Genomic DNA, 22752 nt, shown 5'->3' on the forward strand with positions numbered 1-22752 from the left:
GTTCATCGCTCCTCCGTCGGCATCCGGCTAACGGGCTGGGCGCCCGTCAATCAAGAGTCAGTAGAACGATGCGGAGAGTCGCGTGGCCTCTCCGAGTTGACGTGTCACTTGCTAGAGGTGTCTTTCAGGACGTGGGCGGACTGACGGAGTGGGGGAATCTGGTCTCGGTGCACCGGAGGTGTCGGAGTGCAGAGGAGCCCAGGGATTGGGGAAGGCGGTCATGGCCAGGCGAGCGGGCGAGATCGTGGTCGTTAGGTCAGGGGCTCCTCCCGTCGGATCATCAGCAGTGGTTTTCGCAAGTCGAGTTTGAGCGGCGGCTTGACGGGCTGCCTCGGCTTGGGCGCGGTGGTTCTGCAGGCGACGGATCTCGGTGATGGTGTCCAGCAGGGTGATGAGGTTGGTGACGAGCAGCTTGGCGAAGCTCGTCGTTCGGTCCTTGTGGGAGCCGGTGAGTGCGAGAAGTCGTGCCGTGGTACGCAGGGCATTGCCGGCAGGAGTCGGTTTGGGAATGCGGCCGTAGGGAGCGCGGGCTGCGCGGTCGTAACTGTCGGCAGCGCGGTGGAGGTGGCGGTTGCCGGTAGCTTGAGCTGCAGTGCGGAGGGCGTCGGAGGCGGCCCAGCAAGCGTCCTGTGCGGCGTGCGGGTTCGTGGCCAGGTGGCGTCGGATCTGCGCGGTGGCGTAGGAGGCGGCGCGGGCTGCGTCGTCATAGAAAGCCTGCCGTTCCTCCGGCGTCAGATCATTGTGATCGGTGGCCGGCGTGCGGTGCCGGGAGAACGAGGCCCAGCGGTGTTGGAGCCTGGCCAGGGAGAGATCCTCGGCCAGGTGGCTGCCGGGAGACCAGGTCGGTTCGGTGTCGTTGTCGGCTGGAAAAGCAACTGCGTAGCCGGTGATCTGTCCGGGGACGGTCTGGCTGTAGCGCCGCTTGACCAAGAGCCCCTGGTCTTGGAGTCGGTGGAAGAACTCGCTGGTCGTCCGGGCTTCGTCCGCAGCGCGGCGGACGGCCGTCCGCAGCAGGACCCGTCTCGTCCGCGCGGACAGGTGTCGCCGGTCCAGCGGACGGACGGCGGACGGCGCCCGGACGGAGCCGTCCGCCGCCGTCCACCGGCTGCGGAGCTTAGGCAGGGTGAGGTCGGCGGCCAGCTTGCTGCCGCCGAACCAGATCGGCTTGCCGTCCGCGTTCGCATCGTCGGCCAAGGCCACCGCGTAGCCGGTCACTTCATCAGCCGTCGTCTGGCTGAAGCGTTGCCGTACCAGAACACCATCGGCGCGGAGGCGTTCGAAGAACTCGCTTTCGTTGCAGGCGCCTGCTGCGGCGGTCTGGACCTTGCGTTGCAGGAGCGTACGAGACGGCATCAGACGGCCACGGCGAACGGCTTTCTCGGCCTCGGCGCGCTTGGGCCGCCGTGACGCTGTCCGGTCCGCCGGGGCCGTGGACCGCAGCCCCCAATGCCGCTCGATCGCCTGGCAGGCGTCCCGAAGCCGGTATCCGTCGTTCCACACATCCGGACGGACGCCATCGATGCGAGCAAGGGTCGCGACCACATGGATGTGGTCCTCGCCGTGCCGGACAGCGATCCACCGGACGGCGTCATCGTCCCCATCGGCCGCCAGCCCGGTCCGAGCCATCACCTCTTTTGCGATCTCGGCCCACTGGTGATCGTCCAGGATCGGATCCTCTGGCGCCGCGCGGAGCGCCAGATGCCAAACCGGCTTGCGGTAGTTACGCTCGCCCAGCAGAGCGAGGGGCTGGGAGAGCAGCCCGTCCAGCTGCCGGAAGTCCCGGCTGCCGTCCGGCCTGATGGGGGGCTCCAGCTCGCCTGCCTTGCGGAAGCCGGCCACGATGCGGGGATCGTGATGCTCTCCCCGCCGCCCGGGCCCGTACAGGTAACGGATCAAGCCCTCGACCCGCTTTCCCCGCAGAACCTTGCCGATCAATCTTCGGCTTCCGATGTCACGGCAGGCACCGGCGCACCTCTTCGGCCAGGGCGTCCAAGTTGCGGGTCGCTCGTGCGGCAGCCTCGGCATACTGCTGGAGCTGGGGCGGCGGTTCCCCCGCGTTCGATGCGGCCACGGCCTGGTTGAGGTTCACCCCGATCCGCCGCACCTGCTGAGCCGCGTGCATCACCGTCGCCAGGGCTTCCCGCAACAACGCATACTGCGGGAGCGCGCTGCCGCGAGCTGCGGCCAGTACCGCCTGCGCCGCATAAGCACCGACTGCCAGTCGCTCGCCCGCCGCCGCTGCCCGCACCAGCGCGTGCTCCTCATCCGCCAACGAAAACCGCACCGACCGTTCCCGGCGCGGACTGCGATGCGCACGCCGATTCACAGGCGCCGGCCCGCTCCTCTTCTCGACTACCGTTCCCACCCCCACGGATCGCGCTCGATCCGGCTGCTCCGTGCTGGGCCGCGCCCGGTCCAGCAACCAATAAGTGCACGAATTCCATATCTTGCCCAGCGTCAGCTGAAGTCGATGAGGATCCCTCGGGCCTCGAAGGAGGGCGCCCTCGACAGCGCGGCTAGGTTGCAGGCATGCAAGAGGAAAGATCGTCATACGACTCACGCGGGACGAAGGGCTCGTCCTGTCCCGAGTGGGGGGAACGGCTGCAGATGACCGACCTCGGTCGTGTCGTTGATGATTCAGCCGTCTGGGCACCGCTTCATCGAATCGCAAGCACCCTGGACAAGGCACTGCCGGATCTCTTCGCCGCTGACTACACCGAGCGTCTCGATGCCGCTCCTCGCCGTCTCTGTCCGGAGTGAGTCAGCGTTTGTCTACCTGGGACCTGCACAGGCCAGGGGCTGTGCGTTCGCTTGCGCGGTCATCGTTCATGTCGCGAGCAGGTACGCGATCGCCGCCCCGTCGAACGGCCTCTTCGAGCACCGCGGTCCATGGCGTCCGGAACTTCGCTCCGTTATCCACACTGTTGTGGATAACGGACTTATCTGAGAGACCTGCGCTCGCTTGCCGTGTCGGCGCATTGAGGGCTTCGGTGAAATGTGGCTTGGTGTCCGAGATTTCTGCCCTGAGTTTCGGGCAGAGTCGGTTGTGCAGCTTGATGGCGGGCCGCTCAGTGGCCCCATCGGCGTGAGCCTCGAGTGCGTGCATGTGAGGTGCTCCCCAGCGTCAACTGAATTCGGACCATTCGGGACTCCTCTCTTCTCGGTTCGGGTGAGTCCTCCAACGACCGGTTCGGTCGCCTGATCTCACCTTCTCTCATCTCACGCAAGTCGGCTACTTTAAGCACCGGCGTGGCGCGCTATTGCTCAAAAGCATTCTGGCCTCGTTCCAGAGTTGCCACGCGCCCTGGCTCGACCTGCCGTTGGGCGCTGACCTGCACAACTCAGGGAGCTGGCTCAGAAGCACGGCGCATGCGCTCTCGCACCTCGCCGAGCGTCAAGTCGAGTGCCCGGCCCAGGCAACGGAGGCGATGGGCGACTCCCCGGTCTTGCGAGGAGCCGCCGTCCTTCGACACACGGCGTTCTACCCGGCGAAGAGGTCGGCCATCGCGGCGTCCGTACGCGCAACGGCTTCACACAGGGCGTCTGCGCGACCGGCCAGGTAGGCGCGCTGCCGTCGATTCTTCTCCTGGGAGGCTCGGTATCGAGCCTGCTCCGCTTCCTCGGCCAAGGCATCGCGTGAGCGGGCGAAGGCCAGGCCGACCCCTGTCGCGAGTTCGAGCCCGGTCATCTCGTCGGGGACGATGAACGCGAGGGGCGGCGAACCGACTGAACGGCGTTGGACGAGCAGGCCAAGCGCCGGACGCAGCCTCACGAGCCGGTGTTCCGGTCGAGCGACCACGACGCCCATACGACCTTGCCGGGCTGTGGTGCTGTGACGGGGTACCAGCCCCAGGCGCCGGCGAGCATCGTCGCCAGCCGCAGGCCGCGCCCGCCTTCGTCATTGACCCCTGCGTCGGGGATGTGCGGTCGGCCGTCCCCGGAGTCACGCACCTCCACGATGAGGTGCTGGGCCGATATCCGGAGCTGGACGAGGATCATCGCCAGTTCGTCGAGGACGAGTAGCTCACCGGGAAGCGGTTCGCCCGTGGCGTCGAAGGCATTGGTGACGAGTTCGGAGAGCACCTGCTGGCACTCCCAGCCGTGATCGGCCTCCACTCCCCATGCCGACAGCTTGGCGCGCGCGAACGAACGCACCAGGGGGATCGCGGTCGGCAGGGCGGCCACCCCCACAAGCTCCCTGCAGTCTCCGCCATCGTGCAGCGGGGGTCTTGCAGCGAGAGTGGCCATGGCGGGCCGCGGGGGCGCGGACGGTGGCACAGACATCGTTGTCGCTCCTGACTATGAGCCTGCAGACGGATGACAGCCGGTTCTCGGAACTCCTGTGGACATGCCCTCGGAAGGGCTGAGACAGATAGCAGGTGACCGACTGTCCACACTGAGTGACAGTCATGAGTATGTGACTGTCATCACGAACCAGCAAGAGGTTCTGTGACACTGCGCGTTTCTTTGGTCACCCAAACACGCGAAAAAGGGGTCGAAGCGTGTCACTTCGACCCCTGTATCCCATCTGGATGGGCTACGGCAGGCGGTGCCTTCCCTCCCGGATCTCCGCCAACAACGCCGCCCAGGCATTCACTTCGAACTCCAGCACCGGCCCGCCATGTCCGGCCGCGGTGTCCCGGACACCGACCCGACGTCCGCCAGCTCGCCCGGCCTCGACACAGTTGTTGCCCGTTCCGCTGTACGAGGACTTGCGCCACCCGACATAGCGTTCACGACTGATCATGATGATCTTCCTAGTGCGAGGGGAGGGAGTCCGCGACGTCCGCCAGCATCTCTCGTGACCGCTCGGCCGACAGGGCCACGCGGACGAGGCCTTCGTACACCATCTCGAACTGCGCGGTCTGCTCCGGATCGGTGAGGACCAAGTCGGTGGTCACCGCCTCCAGGGCGACCACACCGGGGTCGCCATCGTCCGGGTAGGTGAACATCGAAAACGAACATTCAGGGATGTTGTACCCCGGAATCTCAGCATCCACAGGCAGGACCCGTACCGTCACCCGCTCGTCCTGCCGGGACAGGTCGACGATGTGGCCGAGCTGCCGACAGAACACCTCCGCCGGAACCGAACGGCGACGCAGCACCACCTCGTCCAGAATCACCTCATACGAAGGCCCGTCCGGACGATGCAGCATCCGCTGCCGCCCGACCCGGCCCTTCAGCACTCCGGCAACCTCGGCATCAGGAGGCAAGGGAAGCTCGGTGTTGGCCAAGCGCGTAGCGATGAACTCCTCCGTCTGCAGCAGCCCCGGAATCAAGTTCTGCTGGTACTCACGGATGACACTCGCACCGGCCTCGAGGTTGGCAAACCTGGCCTGGCGCTCACCGATGCCCGACGACTCCCACCAGCCATGCGACGCCGCCTCCGCAGTGATCTGCACGAGTTGCGTCCACTTGTCACCTTCGGCACCAAGGACGTCCAGCAGCCGCTGAACATCCTCCTGATTCGGTGCGACGTGCGCGTTCTCCAGCTTGCTGATCATCTGCCGGTACACGCCCGACCGCTTGGCCAGCTCCTGCGCCGAAACGCCAGCCCCCTCCCGCAGCTCGCGCAACTCCGCCGCAAGCCGCAGCCGGCGCACATACGGACTGATCAACACCCCACCCCGCGTCCTCGAACACCGACTGTCACCTTTCTAGGACATGGAGCGTAACCACGTCGCCTGTCTCGTGGGGCTGCCTTCCTCAGCCCGACAAGCACCCTGTTGCGATCCTCGCCCGCCGATGAAGGCAGGCGCCACCCAGCGGCTACTTCATCTACTTCGGCACCGTCACCGCGTTGCGATCCTCGCCCGCCGGTGAGGGCGGGCGCCACGGTGAACGTGCGGCGCGGGATGACGCACGGGTTGCCGGTGTTGCGATCCTCACCCGCCGGCAAGGGCGGGCGCCACTCCAGGCGGTCGGCTCCGTGGCGTACATCGCGTGGTAGTCGTTGCGATCCTCACCCGCCGGCAAGGGCGGGCGCCACTCCAGGCGGTCGGCTCCGTGGCGTACATCGCGTGGTAGTCGTTGCGATCCTCACCCGCCGGCGAGGGCGGGCGCCACGGGGACCAGGTACCCGCCCGTGTCCTCCCGGACCTCCGGGTTGCGATCCTCGCCCGCCGGTGAGGGCGGGCGCCACATCCAATCAAGGGGAGTCTGTGGTTCCCCCGTTAGGCTCGTTGCGATCCTCGCCCGCCGGTCAGGGCGGGCGCCACTTGGGGAGTCGCTTGCTGCGCTGAACCCACATGGGCAGGTTGCGATCCTCGCCCGCCGGTCAGGGCGGCGCCACGCAGCCGCACGGGAGGAGCATCCTCCCACGCGTCCTCACTGTTGCGATCCTCGCCCGCCCGTGAAGGCGGGCGCCACCCGTGGACGGCGACTACTGCGTTGCCATGCACTACAAGTTGCGATCCTCGACCGCCCGTGAGGGCGGGCGCCACCGCCGCTGACGTCGTCCAGGTCGGTGCCGGTGATGTTGCGATCCTCGCCCGCCCGTGAGGGCGGACGCCACCTGGCCGAGTTGGAGCCACACGAGGCCCTGTACCTGTTGCGATCCTCGCCCGCCCGTGAGGGCGGGCGCCACGGCGGCCTCGGGTGTCGGCATCGCGGGGATCCGGCTGTTGCGATCCTCGCCCGCCCGTGAGGGCGGGCGCCACGCCTGCAGCAGCTCCGATACCGGCCGAAGCGATGTTGCGATCCTCGCCCGCCCGTGAGGGCGGGCGCCACTCTTGGCGGTAGACCAGTCGGCCGCCGGCGCACAGGTCGTTGCGATCCTCGCCCGCCCGTGAGGGCGGGCGCCACCCCGGCCGTGCGTCGGCTCCGGGCGTGGAGATGGTGTTGCGATCCTCGCCCGCCCGTGAGGGCGGGCGCCACTGATGACCGGGACGACCTGAACCGCCGCAGTGAAGTCGTTGCGATCCTCGCCCGCCCGTGAGGGCGGGCGCCACCGCCCCACCGGCGCCGTGCCCTGGCCCGTCATCCTTGGTTGCGATCCTCGCCCGCCCGTGAGGGCGGGCGCCACCCTCGTTCGGCCGCCCGAAGGTCGGTCCCCGTGGCTGAGGTTGCGATCCTCGCCCGCCCGTGAGGGCGGGCGCCACGCGTCGGTGGAGCGGGTCCGCCGCCGGATCGAGTTGCGATCCTCGCCCGCCCGTGAGGGCGGGCGCCACACGGCCGCGGCGTCGGCGACCTGGCGGAGCACACTGTGAACGAGGTTGCGATCCTCGCCCGCCCGTGAGGGCGGGCGCCACCCATCTGAACAGCTGTTACTTCTCACCGTAGTGAATCAGCTACGAGATGGACTTACGCGAATACCCCAAAGGCTCCCATAGGTTCTTCGGAACCACCTTGGCATTCTGTGCTCACTCATGGTTCCGAAGTACCGCGAAGCTAGGCGATGCACAGCTGCAGGTGTGTCTTGTGATCGAAGACGCAGAGGGCGCAGGGTCCCGACGAGGAGCGCAGGAGAGTTCACGGTCTAGCGCCTCAACCATCGCAGACCGTACGACGTTAGTTCAGCGCCTTAACACTCGCCAGAAGCGACCATCCTCCGCCTCAGCTCTTACGTCGACAACCTCGGCAAGGGCTGTGGTCGCGCCTAGAAACCCATCGCGTCGAGGGCGACAGGCAACGGAGCCTGCGAGTCCGAAAATCGGCCAGCCAACCGCATGGCGAGCATGGCTGAGAGTGCCGGCTGGGCAACCGATCCAGGACTGTCCGCGGGACGGGCAGGGAGCCGGGCGAGACTGTGCATAGGGGACGGTTCGGAAGCCGACGGATCGCCGCGAAGCCCGGCACGAGGGCGTCTCCAGCGTGACAGGTGGGTCGTCGGAGGGGCGGTTCATGCGCACCGGTCGCATGACGTCCAGGGTGATAGATGAGTGATAGAAGATCTTGATTCAAGATCTATAAGTCCGAATCAGGTAGCTTGACCTGCGGAAACACTGGAGCGGGTGACGGGAATCGAACCCGCGCTGTCAGCTTGGGAATAGTCCCGAACCTGCCTGCTGGTGCCCCTGACCTGGCGTCACGCCGTACCGCAAGTGACCGTGAGTACCCCTCGATCACCCTGGTTAATGGCCCGCTAATGGCCCGCCGCTGTACCCCCTGACCTGCGGCCCCTCGACCCCGATCGGAACGGCGACAGCACCCGATCGTCCGAGGGCAAGCGGACCCGGAGCGCAGGGCCGGCCACGGCCCGAGCACCGGAAGCCGCGCGGCAGCGATCGCCCCCAACCCCCCAACCTCCTCAGCCAGGCTGTGGCGATCGTAGGGCTAAGCCCGTAGAGCGATTCATTACGAGTCTCAAGAGCAAGATCCGCATTCGTCCAGATGCGTCTTCTGACCTGGTTGGCGGGCGTAGTGGGTGCTCGTCGATTCCATGCTCGTCCAAGTTTGTCCAGGACCGTTGTTAGCGCCCGTGTTAGCAACCTGAACTCTTCGCGGCGACCGGTCCGGAGTGCTCGTTCGCGCGGACGGTACGAGGGTGTGACAGACAGAACCGCGCGAATGAGTGCTCCGGTTCGCGGGGGGCTGGGGGCTGCGAGGCCCCCGCTTCGCGCTCGCTGGTGTGGCTGTGGTGCCTGGGCGGGTGGCCGGTATCGGGCTTTGGTGCTTCTTGTGGGGCAGGGTTCTTTACGCTGTGTGGTCCTATGGGCGCCGGGTTCAGCGGAACCGGGCTGCAGAAGGGGATAGGGGCGGTCATGGAGATCGAGCTAGCGGACGCGGTCGCGGTAGTGCGCGCTGAGTTGCTGGAGGCTGCGGCGCGGGGTGCGGGCGAGGATGTGGCGTTCGTGGTGGGGCCGATCGAGGTGGAGTTCGCGGTGGAGTTGCGGACTGACGCCAAGGCCAAGTTCGGGTTCAAGGCGTGGGTGGTGTCGGGGGGCGCGGAGGCGGGGGTGGCTCGGGGGCGGACGCACCGGGTGAAGGTGGCGTTGACGCCCAAGCGCGCCGATGGCGGTGATCTGCTGATCGCGGGCGGAGTGGACCGTCCGGCGGGACCGGGGCCGGTGGAGGGGCATATCGGCCGCTGACCGGGAGAGCTGTTGGCGCTGGTGGTCGGGAGCGGTATGGATCTGCGGCGGGTGGTGGGGGTGACCGGGCCGGAGGCGCCCGGGTCGGGGTATGTGCTGGGTGAGCGTCTGGTGCTGACCTCGGCGCATGTGGTCGGCGGTGTTGGCGGCGCGGTGGAAGTGTTCTTCCCGGGCCGTGCCGGGCGGTTCGCGGGAGTGGTGCTGTGGCAGGGGGCGCCGGGCGGTCGGGATGATGCCGCGTTGCTGCGCATCACCGATGCGGGGTGGGTTCCGCCTGCGGGGGCGGGGGTGCGGTGGGGCCGGACGGTGACCCATCGGCCGGGGATCAGGTGTGTAACGTGCGGGTTGCCGGAGGTGGTGCAGCGTCCCGGGCGGGGGGCGGAGATGTTGCAGCCGTCGGGGACGTTGAATCCGGGTGACCGGTATGTGGGTGACCGGTATCTGGTGAGCCTGGATCAGCCTGCCCCGCGGGACGGGGATGGGGCGCGGGGTGGGGATGGGTCGCCGTGGGGTGGTCTGTCGGGTGCGGCGTTGTTTTGTGATGATCTGCTGGTCGGGGTGATCGCGGCCGATCCGGCCGGATGGGGCCATGGCAGGCTGGAGGCGACTCCGGCGTATGTGCTGCACCGTGACCCGGGGTTCCGGGCGGCACTGGCAGAGCTGGCGGACCGGGGGCTGGGTCCGGTGCCGGTGTTGGAGCCGGTGGAGTGGGCTGGGCTGGCCGATGTGGGCGAGGTGGCTCCGGCGGGCGCGTTGACCGGGTCGCCGGCGGAGTTGCTGCGGGCGCGTCGAGAGGTGGCGCCGTTTCGGGGCCGTGCCGAACTGCTGGCAAAGCTGCGCTCGTGGGCCGGTTCAGGGACCGGGGCGGGCGGGTGTGGGGTGTGGCTGCTGCATGGCCCTGGCGGGCAGGGCAAGACCCGGGTGGCGGCCCGGCTGGCGGGGGAGTTGTCGGCGGCGGGCTGGGTGGTGTTGTGGTTGAGCCGGGACGCCGCGGAGGTGAGCGGGCTCAAGGATGCCGCGGTGCCGCTGTTGCTGATTGTCGACTATGCCGAGACCCGTCCGGGGCAGGTGGCGGCCGCGGTGGAGGCGATCGCCCGGCATGGCGGGGCGAGCCCGATCCGGGTGTTGCTGTTGGCCCGCACGGCGGACTCGTGGTGGCAGAGCGTTCAGGAGACCTCCTCGGCCACCGAGGCGTTGCTGGGTTCGGCGGTCGTCACCCGGTTGCCGGTGGTGGACGCCGATCCGGCCGGGCGGGGTGAGGCCTACCGGGAGGCGGTGGAGGCGTTCGGGACGGCGCTGCCGGCGCTGCCGGGCCAGCAAGGCATCGACTGGGCCGGGCTGGCCGAACGGGTGAGGGATCCGGCACCTACGGGGCTGGTGACGGCGTTGACGGTGCAGATGCAGGCGCTGGCCGATCTGCTGGATGCGGCCCACCCCGGCGCCGGTAATGCCGGTAACGCCGGTGGGGCAGCGCGCAACCTTGCCGGTTTGGATCCTGGCGGGGCTGGGTCTGGTGGAGTGGAGGACCGGTTACTGATCCATGAGCGGCGTTACTGGCGCAAGGTCGCCGCAGCACGAGGTTTGGACCAGTCGTTGAGCTGGGGCACCCTGATCGATGCGCTGGCTGCCGGTGTGCTGGTGAGTGCGGGGGATCGTGACCAGGCCGATGCGCTGCTGTGCCGCGTTGCGGGGCTGGCCGATCAGCCGCGGGACCGCCGGGACAGCGTCCGCGAGTGGATCGCCTCGCTGTATCCCCCCGCGCCCGCTCGGCCGTGGGGCACGCTGGAACCGGACCGGCTAGCCGAACGGTTCATCGGCCGGCACCTGCACACCGATCCAGGCTTTGCCGCCCGCCTGGTCGAGGCCTGCACGTCGGAACAGGCCACGCAACTGCTGACGGTGTACGCCCGAGCCGCCGCACACACCGTCTTCGCCGGGGCTTTGAATTCCTCGCTTGCCCGGCTGGTCACCGACCATTCCGCACCTCTGGCGATACCGGCGGCGCAGGTGGCGACGCAGGTCGAAGCCCCCCGGCCCTTGCTTGATGCTCTCGGCGAGATCGCCGACGATTCGGCCACTCCTGTCGACCAGTTGACCAGGCTGGCCGATCGCCTTCCCCACCCAAGCCATGTTCTCGCCGAGTACGCGGCTCACCTCAGTCAAAGGATCACAGAGCACTACCGGGAGCAAGCCGACACCGACCCGGACGCCTTCCTGCCCGACCTGGCCGGGAGCCTGAACGACCTGTCGGTCCGGCTCGGGGAGCTGGGGCGGCGCGAGGAGGGCCTGGAGGCCATCACCGAAGCGGTGGAGGTGTACCGGCGGCTCGCCGACGCCCGCCCGGACGCCTTCCTGCCCGACCTGGCCGGGAGCCTGAACAACCTGTCGGTCGATCTTGGGGCGCTGGGACGGCGCGAGGAGGGCCTGGAGGCCAGCACCGAAGCGGTAGAGATCCGCCGGCGACTCGCCGACGCCCGCCCGGACGCCTTCCTGCCCGCCCTGGCCACAAGCCTGAACAACCTGTCGATCCGGCTCGGGGAGCTGGGACGGCGCGAAGAGGGCCTGGAGGCCATCACCGAAGCGGTAGAGATCCGCCGGCGACTCGCCGACGCCCGCCCGGACGCCTTCCTGCCCGCCCTGGCCACAAGCCTGAACAACCTGTCGAACCGGCTCGGGGACCTGGGACGGCGCGAAGAGGGCCTGGAGGCCATCACCGAAGCGGTAGAGATCCGCCGGCGACTCGCCGACGCCCGCCCGGACGCCTTCCTGCCCGACCTGGCCACAAGCCTGAACAACCTCTCAGTCGATCTTGGGGCGCTGGGACGGCGCGAGGAGGGCCTGGAGGCCAGCACCGAAGCGGTAGAGGTGTACCGGCGGCTCGCCGACGCCCGCCCGGACGCCTTCCTGCCCGACCTGGCCATGAGCCTGAACAACCTGTCGATCCGGCTCGGGGAGCTGGGACGGCGCGAGGAGGGCCTGGAGGCCATCACCGAAGCGGTAGAGATCCGCCGGCGACTCGCCGACGCCCGCCCGGACGCCTTCCTGCCCGCCCTGGCCACGAGCCTGAACAACCTGTCGATCCGGCTCGGGGAGCTGGGACGGCGCGAGGAAGGCCTGGAGGCCATCACCGAAGCGGTAGAGATCCGCCGGCGACTCGCCGACGCCCGCCCGGACGCCTTCCTGCCCGCCCTGGCCACGAGCCTGAACAACCTGTCGATCCGGCTCGGGGAGCTGGGACGGCGCGAGGAAGGCCTGGAGGCCATCACCGAAGCGGTAGAGGTGTACCGGCGGCTCGCCGACGCCCGCCCGGACGCCTTCCTGCCCGCCCTGGCCGGGAGCCTGAACAACCTGTCGATCGATCTTGGGGAGCTGGGGCGGCGCGAGGAGGGCCTGGAGGCCATCACCGAAGCGGTGGAGGTGTACCGGCGGCTCGCCGACGCCCGCCCGGACGCCTTCCTGCCCGACCTGGCCGGGAGCCTGAACAACCTGTCGGTCCGGCTCGGGGCGCTGGGACGGCGCGAGGAGGGCCTGGAGGCCGTCACCGAAGCGGTAGAGATCCGCCGGCGACTCGCCGACGCCCGCCCGGACGCCTTCCTGCCCGACCTGGCCATGAGCCTGAACAACCTGTCGGTCCGGCTCGGGGCGCTGGGACGGCGCGAGGAGGGCCTGGAGGCCATCACCGAAGCGGTAGAGGTGTACCGGCGACTCGCCGACGCCCGCCCGGACGCCTTCCTGCCCGACCTGGCCATGAGCCTGAACAACCTGTCGGTCGATCTTGGGGCGCTGGGGCGGCGTGAGGAGGGCCTGGAGGCCATCACCGAAGCGGTGGAGGTGTACCGGCGGCTCGCCGACGCCCGCCCGGACGCCTTCCTGCCCGACCTGGCCGGGAGCCTGAACAACCTGTCGGTCGATCTTGGGGCGCTGGGACGGCGCGAGGAGGGCCTGGAGGCCAGCACCGAAGCGGTAGAGATCCGCCGGCGACTCGCCGACGCCCGCCCGGACGCCTTCCTGCCCGACCTGGCCGGGAGCCTGAACAACCTCTCAGTCGATCTTGGAGAGCTGGGACGGCGTGAGGAGGGCCTGGAGGCCATCACCGAAGCGGTAGAGATCCGCCGGCGACTCGCCAACGCCCGCCCGGACGCCTTCCTGCCCGCCCTGGCACGTTCTCTGAGGATTCTGGCGGGGACGCTTGCTGAGCTAAACCGGTCAGACGAGGCCGAAGAAGCACGCCGGGAAGCCCAGGAGCTCGATCGATAGCATCCCCGATGCAGAGCTGGCCGCTCGCGTCGGGACCGGCCCGAAGAGGCCGCATGCCCGACGCGGGCGAGCCAGCGGCGGCCGCGTAGCGGGCGCCCTTGAAGACGTAAAGAAAGTTCTCATCCGGCGGACTGGCGGCCAGATGTGCGACCGACGATGATCGTTTACGCCTGGGCCTGGGTCTTCTGCTTGAGGCGTTCGTAAGGGGTCTGGCCGCCGAGGCCGCCGTGCGGTCGATCGTAGTTGTAGTAGTCCTCCCACTCGCGGAGCTTGTCGTTGAAGATCTCGGCGGTGTCGATGACGACACCGTCGAGCATGCGGTAGAACTCTTCGGCGTCGATGCGGTGGGAGCGTTCGACCTTGCCGTTGAGCCGTGGCGTGCGGGGCTTGATGTAGGTGTGGGCGATGCCCTTGTCCAGCACGTGCCAGTGGAACGCCGACTGGAACTCCGCCCCGTTGTCGGTCTGGATCACCTCGACCTGGAACGGCAGCCGGGACAGCACGTAGTCCAGGAACTGGATGGCGGTCTTCTGGTTGAGCTGGGGGTAGATGCGCAGCACACGCAGGCGGGTGCAGTCGTCGATGGCGGTGAACTGGTAGTACTTGTTCCGGCCGCCGCGGCGGCCGGTGGTGACGCCGCCGATGGGCTCGATGAACTTCACGTCGATCTGGACGCGGTGGCCGGGCAGCTGCTTCTCATAGCGCTTCCAGCGCTTGTCGTGGCGCTTGTAGCGCTGCGAGGCCGGCAGTCGGCCCATGTCCAGGCGCTTGAGGATTCGCCACACGCCGGACTTGGAGATGGTGACGTCGTGGTACCGCTTGAGGTACATCGCGATCTTCTCCGGGCCGAAGTGGTAGTTCTGCCGCAGGTAGATGATCTTCCCGACGACCTCGACGTGGGTGGCGTTCGGGCTGGTCTTGGGGCGCTTGGAACGAGTGCGCAGGCCCTCGATGCCCTCGGCCTGGTAACGGCGGTACCAGATGTAGTACGCCTGCCGGCTGATCCCGAAGTACCGACACGTCATCGCGACGTTGCCGGTGACCTCCTCGACGTGGCGGATGACCGCCAGGCGTCGCTTGGCCTCACGGTCAAGCGGAGGGGTGGGGCGGTCGGTCTGCGGGCTGGGGGTCGACATAGATGATCTCCGTACTGGCCGGAGACCCAGGTGTCAACGATGACCGTCAGTTTTAGAGGACTGGCGGCCAGATGATCTTGGTTTCAGGAGGCTTGGCCGCCGATGGTTGGGCCTGCTGGCCAGAGGGCTTCCAGCTCGCTCGGGGTTAGCGGGTCGCGGTAGGCGGCCTGTAGGACGTTTGTCCTGGTGGGCTTGTCGGCTTCGGCGAGGTTGGCGAACCAGTCGAGTCCGGCTGGGTAGGCCCACAGGTAGGAGCGGAGTTGAGGGTTGGCTCCCCTGTCGGTGAGCAGGTCGGCTATGGCTGCGTCCCTGATCCAGGGCATACGGAAGCGGGCATGGTCGGCCAACTCGGTGACGCTGGAACCCTCATTGAGGGCTATGTGCAGCTCGGCACGAACGAGTTGGTTGTAGTGGTCGAACTTGGTGCGGGTGGCCAGAAGCTCGTCATCGGGAGCGATGAACAGAGGGAGCGCCTGGGCAAGCCCTTCCAAGAGGACCTGTTGGGGAGCGTGGACCGACATCAGGCGGACCCAGGGGACTTCATGGGCTGCGGCTCGGGCCGACCAGCTCGCGCCCTGGAGGCCGTGACCTAGGACCTCGTGTAGGGCGAACTGGCGGGCGGCCACTTTGGTGAAGCTGGCGCGGCGGAGATTGAGGCGTAGGCGGACCTGGTCGCCGGCGCCGTCCAGCCAGTACGCCCAGTAGGCGTCAACCTCGGTCGTCTCTACGGTGAGGTTGAACGGGGCCTGACTGCCGGTGATCTGGCGGACGGCGGGCTCGTAGTCGGCGGCGGCCTGGCGGATCGCGTCGGGGGCCTCGTCAATCTCGATCGGGCCTTCGACTGCGTTGAGTTCGCGGGCTGTGTCGGGGCCCCATCCGATGCCCAGGGTTTCGAGTGCTTGGCGGGCCTGTTCGCCGCGGTGGGTGATGTAGCCGTCCTGCCATCCGGCGGCGGCGCATCCCTGGGTGGCCTGGACGTAGTCGTTCAATGGCGGATGTTCGCCCAGCAGTGCACCAAGGTAGGCCAGATCGGCGGTAAGGCGGGCGGTGAGACGGGCGGCTCCGGCCTCGACGGTGCGGGCACGTAGGTCGGTCAGGCGCTGGTAGACCGCAAGGCGGTTGTCGGCCGGTTCGGTGGGTGTGGTGGTGGGGGCGCAGTCGAAGTCGATGACGGCGACCGATCCGCGGCCGGTCTCGTAGGCGTGCCAGGCTCGCAGGGTCGTTTCGATCTCGTCACGCAGGTTCACGGATCGGCTCCCAGCGCAGCGTCACGGCCTGGTTCGGGCGCAGGTGATCACGGGTCAGGGTCATCACGGCGTCCTTGCCGTCGATGTCCCACACGAGGCTATCGGTGGCGGAGTTCTCCGAACCGTCGGGATGTTCCTCGGTGGCGGTGCATCCTGCGAGGTCGACGCCGCGTTGCCGGACGTGGATCTCGTAGCGGCGGCAGTAGCGCGGCATCGACTCGCGCCAGTAGTGGTTCAGGTCGAACTTCCCGGCCTCGCAGACGTAGCCGACGCGGGCCCACTCCCCCGGCTTGAGGGGCGGCGAGATCTGAAAGGCGAACTTGGCGAGGTTGGTGGTGTCGTGGATGCGCTGGATGGCGATGCGCCGGTCAATGTCGGGGATGGGCTTGATGACCAGGGGGCCGGTGGTGTGCTCGAACCAGACTTCGCGGGACACGCGGGCCTGCGGCTTGTCGCCGAGGTTCAGCATGTCGAAGCGGTATTCCAGCCGTGCCGCGCCGTCTTCGGCTATCTCGATGTCGATGGTCTTCGCCAGCTCGACGACGTGACCGGACAGGCCGGCCAGCTCGGTGATGTCGGCGTCGTTCAGGCGGCGGTCGCGCTGGAGCTGGAGGAGTCGGCGGCCGAGGTCCTGGGCGTGGCCGCTGGCGGTGCCAGATAGCCGGGCCTTGGCGGCCGGGATGGCGCGGGAGGTCGCGCCCCAACTGATCTCACCGGTGTCGGGGGCGTCGATGTGGTGCTCAAGGGTGGTGAGCAGCTCGGCGACGTCGGGGGCCATGGGCTCGTCGGGGTTGCTCTGCGGCTGGTTGGACTCGGTCGGCGGGCAGGGCTCGAAGAGCTGGTCGGCCGTCCAGCCGGGAAGCATCTTCTCCAGCACGCGGCAGTGATGGGGGTACGGGAGCCCTTTGAGGTCGCCGCTCAGCCAGCGGTGGAACTGCGCCCGGCTGGGCCAACTGCCGACGAGTGCCGGGTCAATGCTTTTTGCCGCTTTGTCGTATTCGACGCAAAAGGTCTGGTGCGTCTGCCAGTGCTTCTCGCGGAGTAGGACCTTGAGCCGTACGGGGGGATTCGCCATCACCAACCTTCCGACCGCAGGAACGTAACACGAGACGAGCATCAGACGAGACAAGACGAGAGCGATCCGTCCTGGATGCGACGCAGGCGGTAATGCGACGTGACGTGTCTCCCGGCCACCTTTGGGGTGTGAACACCGAGACCACTCCTCAGATCGAAATCCTGGCGGGTCTGCGGGCTGAGCTGACCGAGTACGAGGTCCGGTCCGAGGTCCGTGAGGACGTCGCGGGCCTGGCCGTCTGCACCGACGTGCGCGGCGTCTTCGTGTGGGTCTTCGTCAGCTACTCCGGGCGGTACTTCTCCTGGAATCAGGCGGACCGCCAGCACCCGGTCAACGACATCCCTGGGGCCGCTCGCCGGATCGCCGAACAGGTCCGTCCGGGCGAGGTCGAGGCGGTGACGTCGTGAACGGCCTTACCGGTTTCGGAACGTCGGCGCTGATCAGACGGCTACAGGACGCTTTGGAAGCCGACTTCCCCGGCTGGCTGATCACTCGTGAGCCGTCCGGCCGGTGGGCTGCCAAACGGTCGGAGTGGGGCGCGCTGTATGGGCAGAGCGCGGCAGAGCTGCGCACGCGGCTCGTGCGGTTCACCGCTGAGGGGGACGTTCGATGACCGGCGACCGGCGGGCCGACGTCGTCCCGATCACCCCTGCACGCGAATCGATGACCAGGAAGAAGGCGGTCGGGCTGACCGAAGAAGAGCGTCAGATCCTGCTTGCGGAACTCGCCGAGATCACGGCGGAACTGGATGAACTCCACGCGCGGGCGCGGCAGATCGCCTCTCGGGTTCACCGGGCCGGTACTGCCGAACCGAGTCACGAGACGGGGGCGGCTTGAGATGGGCGACTCCACGTCAGGGCCTGCGGCGGGGGCGGGTGCGGGTGGCGATGACCCGGCGCTGCGTCGGTTGCGGGAGGAGTTCACCGGTCACCGCATTTGGCGGGCTCGGCGGTGGGACGGCCGTCCGGGCGACTGGGTGGCCACGCTGCATGACCCGGCCGCCGGCATCGATGCGACGGTCATCCGGCCGGACTCGGCGTCGCTGCGTGCGGCGCTTACCGAGGAGCGGCAGCGCGCGGGGCGCCCAGTGATCAAAAGGACCTGGTGATGGTGGCGTGGACTCCCCCGCCATCATCGGACGGGGCCGCCTTCGACCTGAGGGCGGCCTGGGAGGCTGAGGCGGCGCGGCGGGTGCTCCTACCCCCGGGTGTACCTGCCGTGCTGCCTCGGCCGTGGCTGGCGCGGCGGCAGTTGAACCGGCTCGCGCGGGTGCTGCGGCGGCGCGGGTGGCGGGTGGAGCGCCGGTATGCCGAGACTCTGCCCATGTTGCGGGTGTACTTCCCCGGCGTTGCGGGTCTGGGCGAGAGCGTGACCGTGGTCCGCGGGGATGGCGGGTGGTGGTTCCGCTCCAGTAGGGGGGTGCTGCTGGCACCGTGCTGGGATGTCGGCCTGGGGGCTTCGCGGGTGGCGTCGTCGCTGGATGAGTGGGTGGCTGCGGCGCGCTCTCTGCGGGGGACGGGCGGGGCCTGATGGACACCGGGGCGGCCCTGGCCGAGATCTCCAAAGGTTTCGGGGTCGTGTGCTGGCGGGGGCGCTACACCCGGTCGTTGTGGGCGCTGGTGCGCTGCGAGGACGGGTGGCGCCTGGTGGAAGCGGCCTCGCCCCCAGAGCTGGTCATGGCCATCACGCACCCCAACGGGTGGCCGTGGCCGTAAGACGCTGCAAACTGTGCGGCGTCGATGGTGCGGCTTGGTCTAGAGGTCTCTGGTTCGCTCGTCCAGGTCGTCAAGCCGGGTGCTGAGGCTGCGGAGCTGACCCCGGATCTCCTGGAGTTGCGAGAACAGGAGCCGGAACTCCTCGCTGTGCTCTGGCGGGGTGTCGCCGGCCTCGCGGGTGTCCGGGGTGGCGATGACCGTTGCGCCCCTGGCGCCCTGCCGTGTGGTGACCAGACCCTCTTCGCGCAGTACGGCAATCGCGTTGCTGACGGTCATCCCTGAGACGCCGTACTGATCGGCGATTTTGGCGCCCGGCGGCAGGGTCTCCCCCACCGGATAGACACCGGACGCGATGTCGCGGCGCAGATCGTCAGCGATGCGCACGTACGGCTTGCGTCGGTCTACCGGGCCTTTTGCCATGTCAGGCAGTGTACGCCTGCGCCTAGGTCTCTAGGTATCTGTGGACGATTGCGGTCTGGCGCTTGACTTCGCCACATACCTAGGTACCTTTGTATGTAGACAAGACAACGCAAGCTCTGGAGGGCTCGTGCGCAACATTCCGGTAGACGTGTCGGCACTGACGTTCGTGTGCGTCTCGCCCCCGCGTCCCAAGCTGGTCAACCAGGACACGGGCGAGGTCAAGACGGACCGCAACGGCCAGACGGTGTTCACGGTGGGTCTGTCGGCTGCCGACCCGATGGGGCGGGTGGACCTGCTCAACGTCGCGGTGACCGGCGATCAGTCGGTGACGATCGGGGAGGTCGTGACCCCGGTGGGCCTCGTGGCGTTCCCGTGGGAAGCGGTCCTGGGCGGTGAGAAGCGGTGGGGCGTGGCCTACCGCGCTGAGCGCATCGCCCCCATCTCGGCCGTCCCCTCGTCGGGCTCGGCGTCGGATGCGTCCGCTCCGGCGGGCGTGGCCTGAACGGGGCCACCGTCATGACTGACTTCGTCCTGGTGCTCGGGGCCCTGGCCGCTGCGGCGGCCGGGCTCTGGGCCTGGCGCCGGTATCACCCGGTGTCGTTCTGGTACGGCGTCGCGTTCCCCGCCCGTGCGGTCCTCGTCTACCTGACGTGGCATCACGTGGCCTCGGGTTGCAAGTTGACCCGCAACCGGCGGCGGTTCCGCCTCACCCTGGACGCTATCCCCGTGGTCGGGCCTGCTTCGCGCTCTGCTGCGACGGTGGTGGAGCACAAGCGGCGGGTGCGGCGGGTCGACGTCGAACGCTCCCCGCGCCTCGGCGTGCTCCGGCCTACCCGGCTGGGGTGGCGTATGCGGTTGCGCCTGCACGACGGGCAAGTCCCCGCCGACTACGAGAAAGCCGCGGAGGGGATCGCGCACGCCTGGCGCGTCCACTCGGTGCGCGTGGTCGACGTGCGGCCCGGCTTCGTCACCCTGTGGGCCACGATGCGTGACCCGCTGGTTGATGTGGTCACCGAGCCGGGAACCGGTGAGCTGCTGACCGTGCGTCCGGGCAAGCTGGAGAACGGCCGGGACTGGGTGATCGACTTCCGCACCGTGCCGCACTGGCTCAACGTCGGCGCGACGCAGTCCGGTAAGTCCAACCTGGCCAACGCCCTGATCAAGGGCCTGGCGCCGCAACCGGTCGCCCTGGCGGGCTTCGACCTCAAAGGCGGGGTCGAGTTCACCCCCTACGCCCCGCGCCTGTCAGCGCTGGCCACCACCCGCAAAGAGTCCGTCGACCTGCTCGCGGACCTGGTGGGCGAGGTCGAGAACCGCATGGCCACCTGCCGAGCGCACGGGGCGCGCAACGTGTGGACGCTGCCGGAGAATCTGCGACCGGTGCCCGTGGTGGTCCTGGTGGACGAGGTCGCCGAACTGTTCCTCATGGCCGACAAGAGCGAGAAGGAGGAAGTGTCCAAGACCGCTACCGCGCTGCTCCGAGTCGCCCAGCTCGGGCGGGCGTTCGCGGTCTACCTGGTCGTCTGCGGGCAACGCGTCGGCTCCGACCTGGGCCCCGGCGTCACCGCACTACGCGCTCAACTGTCCGGCCGGGTCTGCCACCGGGTCAACGACCCCGAAACCGCCAACATGGCCCTCGGCGACCTCGACCCCGCCGCCCTCGATGCGGCCCGTGCCATCGCGGCCGAGACTCCGGGCGTGTGCATCGTCGCCGGGCAAGACGGTTCGTGGCACCGTGCCCGGTCGGTCTACGTCCCTGAACACGAGGCCGAACAAGCCGCACGCGACTACGCGCACCTGACCCCCGCCTGGGAGACCCTCGTCGGCTCGGTCCCGGCCATCAACCCGGCCGCGTAACCGCCTCTCCCTCCCGCCTTCCCGGCTCGGCGTGAGCCCTGATCCGCGCCACGTCCCTACCCGACCCATACCCGAAATCGTTGGAGGCTGCCCGATGGTCGTCCGCGTCCGCGCCCTTCGTCCCCGTCCTCGCCCCCGGTTCGTCGCCGTCCCGTCCCCGTCCTCGTCGTTCTCGTCCTCGTCCTCGGGGTCGTCCCGGTCGGGGGCGGTGTCGTCCTGGGACGTGTGGCCGGTCGGGATCGAGTGGGACGAGTTCCGCTCCCTGCACATCGCACGCTGCCAGCAGTGCGCCGACTCGTTCGCCTCCTCGTCCCCTACTCGGGCCGACGAGTGGGCCGACGTCCACCACTGTGACCCTGAGCTGGTGGCGTTGCTCGCGCTGGTCACCGACCGGCGGGCGGCGTGATGCGGCGGCTTGCCGGGGCGGTGGCCGATTCCGGGCCGGTGGTGGTCCTGGCCGGGATCGCGGCGGCCGGATCGTTCACCCACATCCGCGACACCGCCACCGAGCACGGTCAACGCGGGTGGATGGCCTGGGCCATCGCGGTCTGCATCGACCTCACCTGCGTCATGGCGGCGGGCGAACGGCAGCGGGACAAGCGCACCGGGCGCGACACGGCGCGGCTGTCGTGGCCGACCCTCGTCCTGGTCGGCGGAATCCTGCTCTCCCTGGCTGCCAACCTCGCCCAAGCCGACCCCTCGGTCTGGGGCTGGATCACCGCGGGCACTCCGGCGGGCGCGTTCCTGGTCGCGGTCTCCATGTTGGAGCGCCGAAAGGCCGGCAGCCGTGCGGCGGCGGACTCGTCCGTCTCGGGCGTCTTGGCCGTCCCGGACTCCTTCGGCCACCCGTCCCCGTCCTCGTCCCCGGCCGACTCGTCGGACTCCCCGTCCTCACCCTCGTCCCCGTCTTCATCACCGTGGGTGGTCTGGGAGACCGACCGGCCTGAGTCCGCCGCCGTCTCGTCCGCCACCGACCGGAACCGCGACGGTGCCCAGGACGACGAGGACGGCCAGACCTCCATCCCGGTCCCTGCCGACGAGTCCGCGTTGGCTCCGTCTGCTTCGTCGTCCTCGTCCTCGTCGTCGGGGGCGGCCGGACCGCTGGTCGACTTCGCGCGCCGCGTCGCCACCGAACACCAAAGCCGACACGGACGCCCGATCACCCGTGACGCACTGCGCGCTCGTCTCGGGGTGTCCAACCAACTCGCCTCCGATCTGCTCCGCCAGATCCGCACCCAAGAAACCGCGCCCATCTCCTGACCTTGGAGGGATTCACCATGACCACCCACACCAATCCGGCCGGCCGCCCGTCTCCGCTCGTGCCTGGTGATTTGTTCGCCCGGCACCAGGTCGTCAGCGGCCTGCGGGCTCTGGCCGACTTCCTGGAAGCCAACCCCGCCGTCGCGGTCAACGAGTACGGCCACGACTTCCTCATCCCCGTACGGGCCGCAGACGAGAACTCTGCGGCGGCGCTGGTCGACCGCGCGGCGGCCCTCCTGGGAGTCGACGTCTCTGACGAGACCCGCCGGGACGGTCACTACAGCGCTGAGCGCACCTTCGGCCGTATCACCTACCGCATCTACCACATCCCCGAACGGCGCCGGCGCCAGTACCGCGCCCAGGACAGCTACCAGGACAACATCCGCCTCGACCCCGACCAGGACAACGACGGGGACGCCGGGCGGGCCGCCTGATGAGCGACCAGAACACGTCGTGGCGGCTTCGTTGCCGGGCCTGCAACGTCACAGCCGCCGGTCTGCACTGGGTGAACCTGCTCGCGCTGCGGGGCGGCCCTTCGTGCTCGGCCTGCGGCTCCGACGAGGTGACCGCGCAGGACTCCGCGACCGGATCGGCCGTCACCTTCCCGCGGCTGCCCGCCTCGTTCGGCCAGTGGTGGCAGTGCTGCAACTGCGGCGGGACGGGCCTGGACTCCTACGGCGACACCTGCCCGCACTGCTCGGGGCTGGGCCACTGCCAGTGATCTAAGCGCCCCCGGCGTGACCGCTCAACCGC

The 22752-nt window shown here is 68.8% G+C and carries 21 protein-coding genes and 1 CRISPR repeat array; of the genes, 11 read left to right on the forward strand and 10 right to left on the reverse strand.

What is annotated here, in order from left to right:
• Positions 1 to 111: 111 nt before the first annotated feature.
• The 6 genes from FKD65_RS22450 to FKD65_RS22480 form a co-directional block, all read right to left on the reverse strand.
• The gene (locus FKD65_RS22450) at positions 112 to 1935 is read right to left on the reverse strand and encodes a hypothetical protein (protein ID WP_141579354.1); all 1824 of its coding nucleotides are present in this window, start codon (positions 1933 to 1935) and stop codon (positions 112 to 114) included.
• A 16-nt stretch (positions 1936 to 1951) separates the two neighbouring features.
• On the reverse strand, positions 1952 to 2272 hold the full coding sequence (locus tag FKD65_RS22455; protein ID WP_141579355.1) for a hypothetical protein: 321 nt from the start codon (positions 2270 to 2272) through the stop codon (positions 1952 to 1954).
• Between the two features lie 1209 nt (positions 2273 to 3481).
• Positions 3482 to 3772 (reverse strand): hypothetical protein, encoded by a 291-nt coding sequence (locus tag FKD65_RS22465; RefSeq protein ID WP_168221148.1) that lies wholly within the window; start codon positions 3770 to 3772, stop codon positions 3482 to 3484.
• A complete protein-coding gene (locus tag FKD65_RS22470; RefSeq protein ID WP_168221149.1) occupies positions 3769 to 4185 on the reverse strand; it encodes an ATP-binding protein in 417 nt (138 codons plus the stop codon). The genes FKD65_RS22465 and FKD65_RS22470 overlap by 4 nt, the downstream gene beginning before the upstream one ends.
• 352 nt (positions 4186 to 4537) lie before the next feature.
• Positions 4538 to 4747 (reverse strand): DUF397 domain-containing protein, encoded by a 210-nt coding sequence (locus FKD65_RS22475; RefSeq protein ID WP_141579358.1) that lies wholly within the window; start codon positions 4745 to 4747, stop codon positions 4538 to 4540.
• Between the two features lie 10 nt (positions 4748 to 4757).
• Entirely contained in the window at positions 4758 to 5621 is an 864-nt protein-coding gene (locus FKD65_RS22480) for a helix-turn-helix transcriptional regulator (RefSeq protein WP_141579359.1), read from the reverse strand.
• Between the two features lie 104 nt (positions 5622 to 5725).
• Positions 5726 to 7250: direct repeats of the CRISPR family, unit length 37 nt; unit sequence GTTGCGATCCTCGCCCGCCCGTGAGGGCGGGCGCCAC.
• 1452 nt (positions 7251 to 8702) lie between these two features.
• Between FKD65_RS22480 and FKD65_RS22485 the strand changes: the two genes are divergently transcribed.
• Both FKD65_RS22485 and FKD65_RS22490 read left to right on the forward strand, forming a co-directional pair.
• The gene (locus FKD65_RS22485; RefSeq protein WP_141579360.1) at positions 8703 to 9032 is read left to right on the forward strand and encodes a trypco2 family protein; all 330 of its coding nucleotides are present in this window, start codon (positions 8703 to 8705) and stop codon (positions 9030 to 9032) included.
• A 21-nt stretch (positions 9033 to 9053) separates the two neighbouring features.
• Positions 9054 to 13289, forward strand: coding sequence for a tetratricopeptide repeat protein (locus FKD65_RS22490; protein ID WP_240810346.1), 4236 nt, complete (start codon positions 9054 to 9056; stop codon positions 13287 to 13289).
• Positions 13290 to 13453: 164 nt separating this feature from the next.
• On the opposite strand, the gene FKD65_RS22495 is transcribed toward FKD65_RS22490, so the two are convergent.
• The 3 genes from FKD65_RS22495 to FKD65_RS22505 form a co-directional block, all read right to left on the reverse strand.
• Positions 13454 to 14425 (reverse strand): IS481 family transposase, encoded by a 972-nt coding sequence (locus tag FKD65_RS22495; RefSeq protein ID WP_141579362.1) that lies wholly within the window; start codon positions 14423 to 14425, stop codon positions 13454 to 13456.
• 83 nt (positions 14426 to 14508) lie between these two features.
• Positions 14509 to 15672 (reverse strand): hypothetical protein, encoded by a 1164-nt coding sequence (locus tag FKD65_RS22500; protein WP_141579363.1) that lies wholly within the window; start codon positions 15670 to 15672, stop codon positions 14509 to 14511.
• Positions 15659 to 16747, reverse strand: coding sequence for a hypothetical protein (locus FKD65_RS22505; RefSeq protein ID WP_141579364.1), 1089 nt, complete (start codon positions 16745 to 16747; stop codon positions 15659 to 15661). Before FKD65_RS22505 ends, FKD65_RS22500 begins: the two co-directional genes overlap by 14 nt.
• A gap of 128 nt (positions 16748 to 16875) precedes the next feature.
• Here FKD65_RS22505 and FKD65_RS22510 point away from each other — a divergent pair, with 128 nt between their 5' ends.
• The 3 genes from FKD65_RS22510 (at position 16876) to FKD65_RS22520 (ending at position 18462) form a co-directional block, all read left to right on the forward strand.
• Positions 16876 to 17154 (forward strand): hypothetical protein, encoded by a 279-nt coding sequence (locus FKD65_RS22510; protein WP_141579365.1) that lies wholly within the window; start codon positions 16876 to 16878, stop codon positions 17152 to 17154.
• 202 nt (positions 17155 to 17356) lie between these two features.
• Positions 17357 to 17584 (forward strand): hypothetical protein, encoded by a 228-nt coding sequence (locus FKD65_RS22515; protein ID WP_141579366.1) that lies wholly within the window; start codon positions 17357 to 17359, stop codon positions 17582 to 17584.
• A gap of 692 nt (positions 17585 to 18276) precedes the next feature.
• Complete coding sequence (locus FKD65_RS22520; RefSeq protein ID WP_141579367.1) at positions 18277 to 18462, forward strand: hypothetical protein; 186 nt, start codon at positions 18277 to 18279, stop codon at positions 18460 to 18462.
• Between the two features lie 39 nt (positions 18463 to 18501).
• Here FKD65_RS22520 and FKD65_RS22525 read toward each other — a convergent pair whose 3' ends face one another.
• Positions 18502 to 18882, reverse strand: coding sequence for a GntR family transcriptional regulator (locus FKD65_RS22525; protein WP_141579368.1), 381 nt, complete (start codon positions 18880 to 18882; stop codon positions 18502 to 18504).
• Between the two features lie 127 nt (positions 18883 to 19009).
• Here FKD65_RS22525 and FKD65_RS22530 point away from each other — a divergent pair, with 127 nt between their 5' ends.
• From FKD65_RS22530 to FKD65_RS22555, 6 genes are all read left to right on the forward strand, one after another.
• On the forward strand, positions 19010 to 19384 hold the full coding sequence (locus FKD65_RS22530; protein ID WP_141579369.1) for a hypothetical protein: 375 nt from the start codon (positions 19010 to 19012) through the stop codon (positions 19382 to 19384).
• A 14-nt stretch (positions 19385 to 19398) separates the two neighbouring features.
• The gene (locus FKD65_RS22535) at positions 19399 to 20739 is read left to right on the forward strand and encodes an FtsK/SpoIIIE domain-containing protein (protein ID WP_141579370.1); all 1341 of its coding nucleotides are present in this window, start codon (positions 19399 to 19401) and stop codon (positions 20737 to 20739) included.
• Positions 20740 to 20833: 94 nt separating this feature from the next.
• Positions 20834 to 21145 (forward strand): hypothetical protein, encoded by a 312-nt coding sequence (locus FKD65_RS22540; protein ID WP_141579371.1) that lies wholly within the window; start codon positions 20834 to 20836, stop codon positions 21143 to 21145.
• Positions 21145 to 21999, forward strand: a complete 855-nt coding sequence (locus tag FKD65_RS22545; RefSeq protein ID WP_141579372.1) for a DUF2637 domain-containing protein — start codon at positions 21145 to 21147, stop codon at positions 21997 to 21999. The genes FKD65_RS22540 and FKD65_RS22545 overlap by 1 nt, the downstream gene beginning before the upstream one ends.
• Positions 22000 to 22016: 17 nt before the next feature.
• Positions 22017 to 22433, forward strand: coding sequence for a hypothetical protein (locus tag FKD65_RS22550; protein ID WP_141579373.1), 417 nt, complete (start codon positions 22017 to 22019; stop codon positions 22431 to 22433).
• Positions 22433 to 22720 carry a hypothetical protein gene (locus FKD65_RS22555; RefSeq protein ID WP_141579374.1) on the forward strand — a complete coding sequence of 96 codons (288 nt, stop codon included), beginning with the start codon at positions 22433 to 22435 and terminating at the stop codon, positions 22718 to 22720. Before FKD65_RS22550 ends, FKD65_RS22555 begins: the two co-directional genes overlap by 1 nt.
• The last annotated feature ends 32 nt before the right edge of the window (positions 22721 to 22752 follow it).

Origin of the sequence: Actinomadura sp. WMMA1423 (genome assembly GCF_006547145.1) — a bacterium.
In the GTDB taxonomy this organism is placed as follows: Bacteria; Actinomycetota; Actinomycetes; order Streptosporangiales; family Streptosporangiaceae; genus Spirillospora.

What these genes read in the sequence shown, in the direction of transcription:
- FKD65_RS22475 (WP_141579358.1), bottom strand. Translation starts at nt 4,747, where the DNA reads ATGATCAGTCGTGAACGCTATGTCGGGTGGCGCAAGTCCTCGTACAGC.
- FKD65_RS22485 (WP_141579360.1), top strand. Translation starts at nt 8,703, where the DNA reads ATGGAGATCGAGCTAGCGGACGCGGTCGCGGTAGTGCGCGCTGAGTTG.
- FKD65_RS22495 (WP_141579362.1), bottom strand. Translation starts at nt 14,425, where the DNA reads ATGTCGACCCCCAGCCCGCAGACCGACCGCCCCACCCCTCCGCTTGAC.
- FKD65_RS22505 (WP_141579364.1), bottom strand. Translation starts at nt 16,747, where the DNA reads ATGGCGAATCCCCCCGTACGGCTCAAGGTCCTACTCCGCGAGAAGCAC.
- FKD65_RS22515 (WP_141579366.1), top strand. Translation starts at nt 17,357, where the DNA reads ATGACCGGCGACCGGCGGGCCGACGTCGTCCCGATCACCCCTGCACGC.
- FKD65_RS22520 (WP_141579367.1), top strand. Translation starts at nt 18,277, where the DNA reads ATGGACACCGGGGCGGCCCTGGCCGAGATCTCCAAAGGTTTCGGGGTC.
- FKD65_RS22525 (WP_141579368.1), bottom strand. Translation starts at nt 18,882, where the DNA reads ATGGCAAAAGGCCCGGTAGACCGACGCAAGCCGTACGTGCGCATCGCT.
- FKD65_RS22535 (WP_141579370.1), top strand. Translation starts at nt 19,399, where the DNA reads ATGACTGACTTCGTCCTGGTGCTCGGGGCCCTGGCCGCTGCGGCGGCC.
- FKD65_RS22540 (WP_141579371.1), top strand. Translation starts at nt 20,834, where the DNA reads ATGGTCGTCCGCGTCCGCGCCCTTCGTCCCCGTCCTCGCCCCCGGTTC.
- FKD65_RS22545 (WP_141579372.1), top strand. Translation starts at nt 21,145, where the DNA reads ATGCGGCGGCTTGCCGGGGCGGTGGCCGATTCCGGGCCGGTGGTGGTC.
- FKD65_RS22550 (WP_141579373.1), top strand. Translation starts at nt 22,017, where the DNA reads ATGACCACCCACACCAATCCGGCCGGCCGCCCGTCTCCGCTCGTGCCT.
- FKD65_RS22555 (WP_141579374.1), top strand. Translation starts at nt 22,433, where the DNA reads ATGAGCGACCAGAACACGTCGTGGCGGCTTCGTTGCCGGGCCTGCAAC.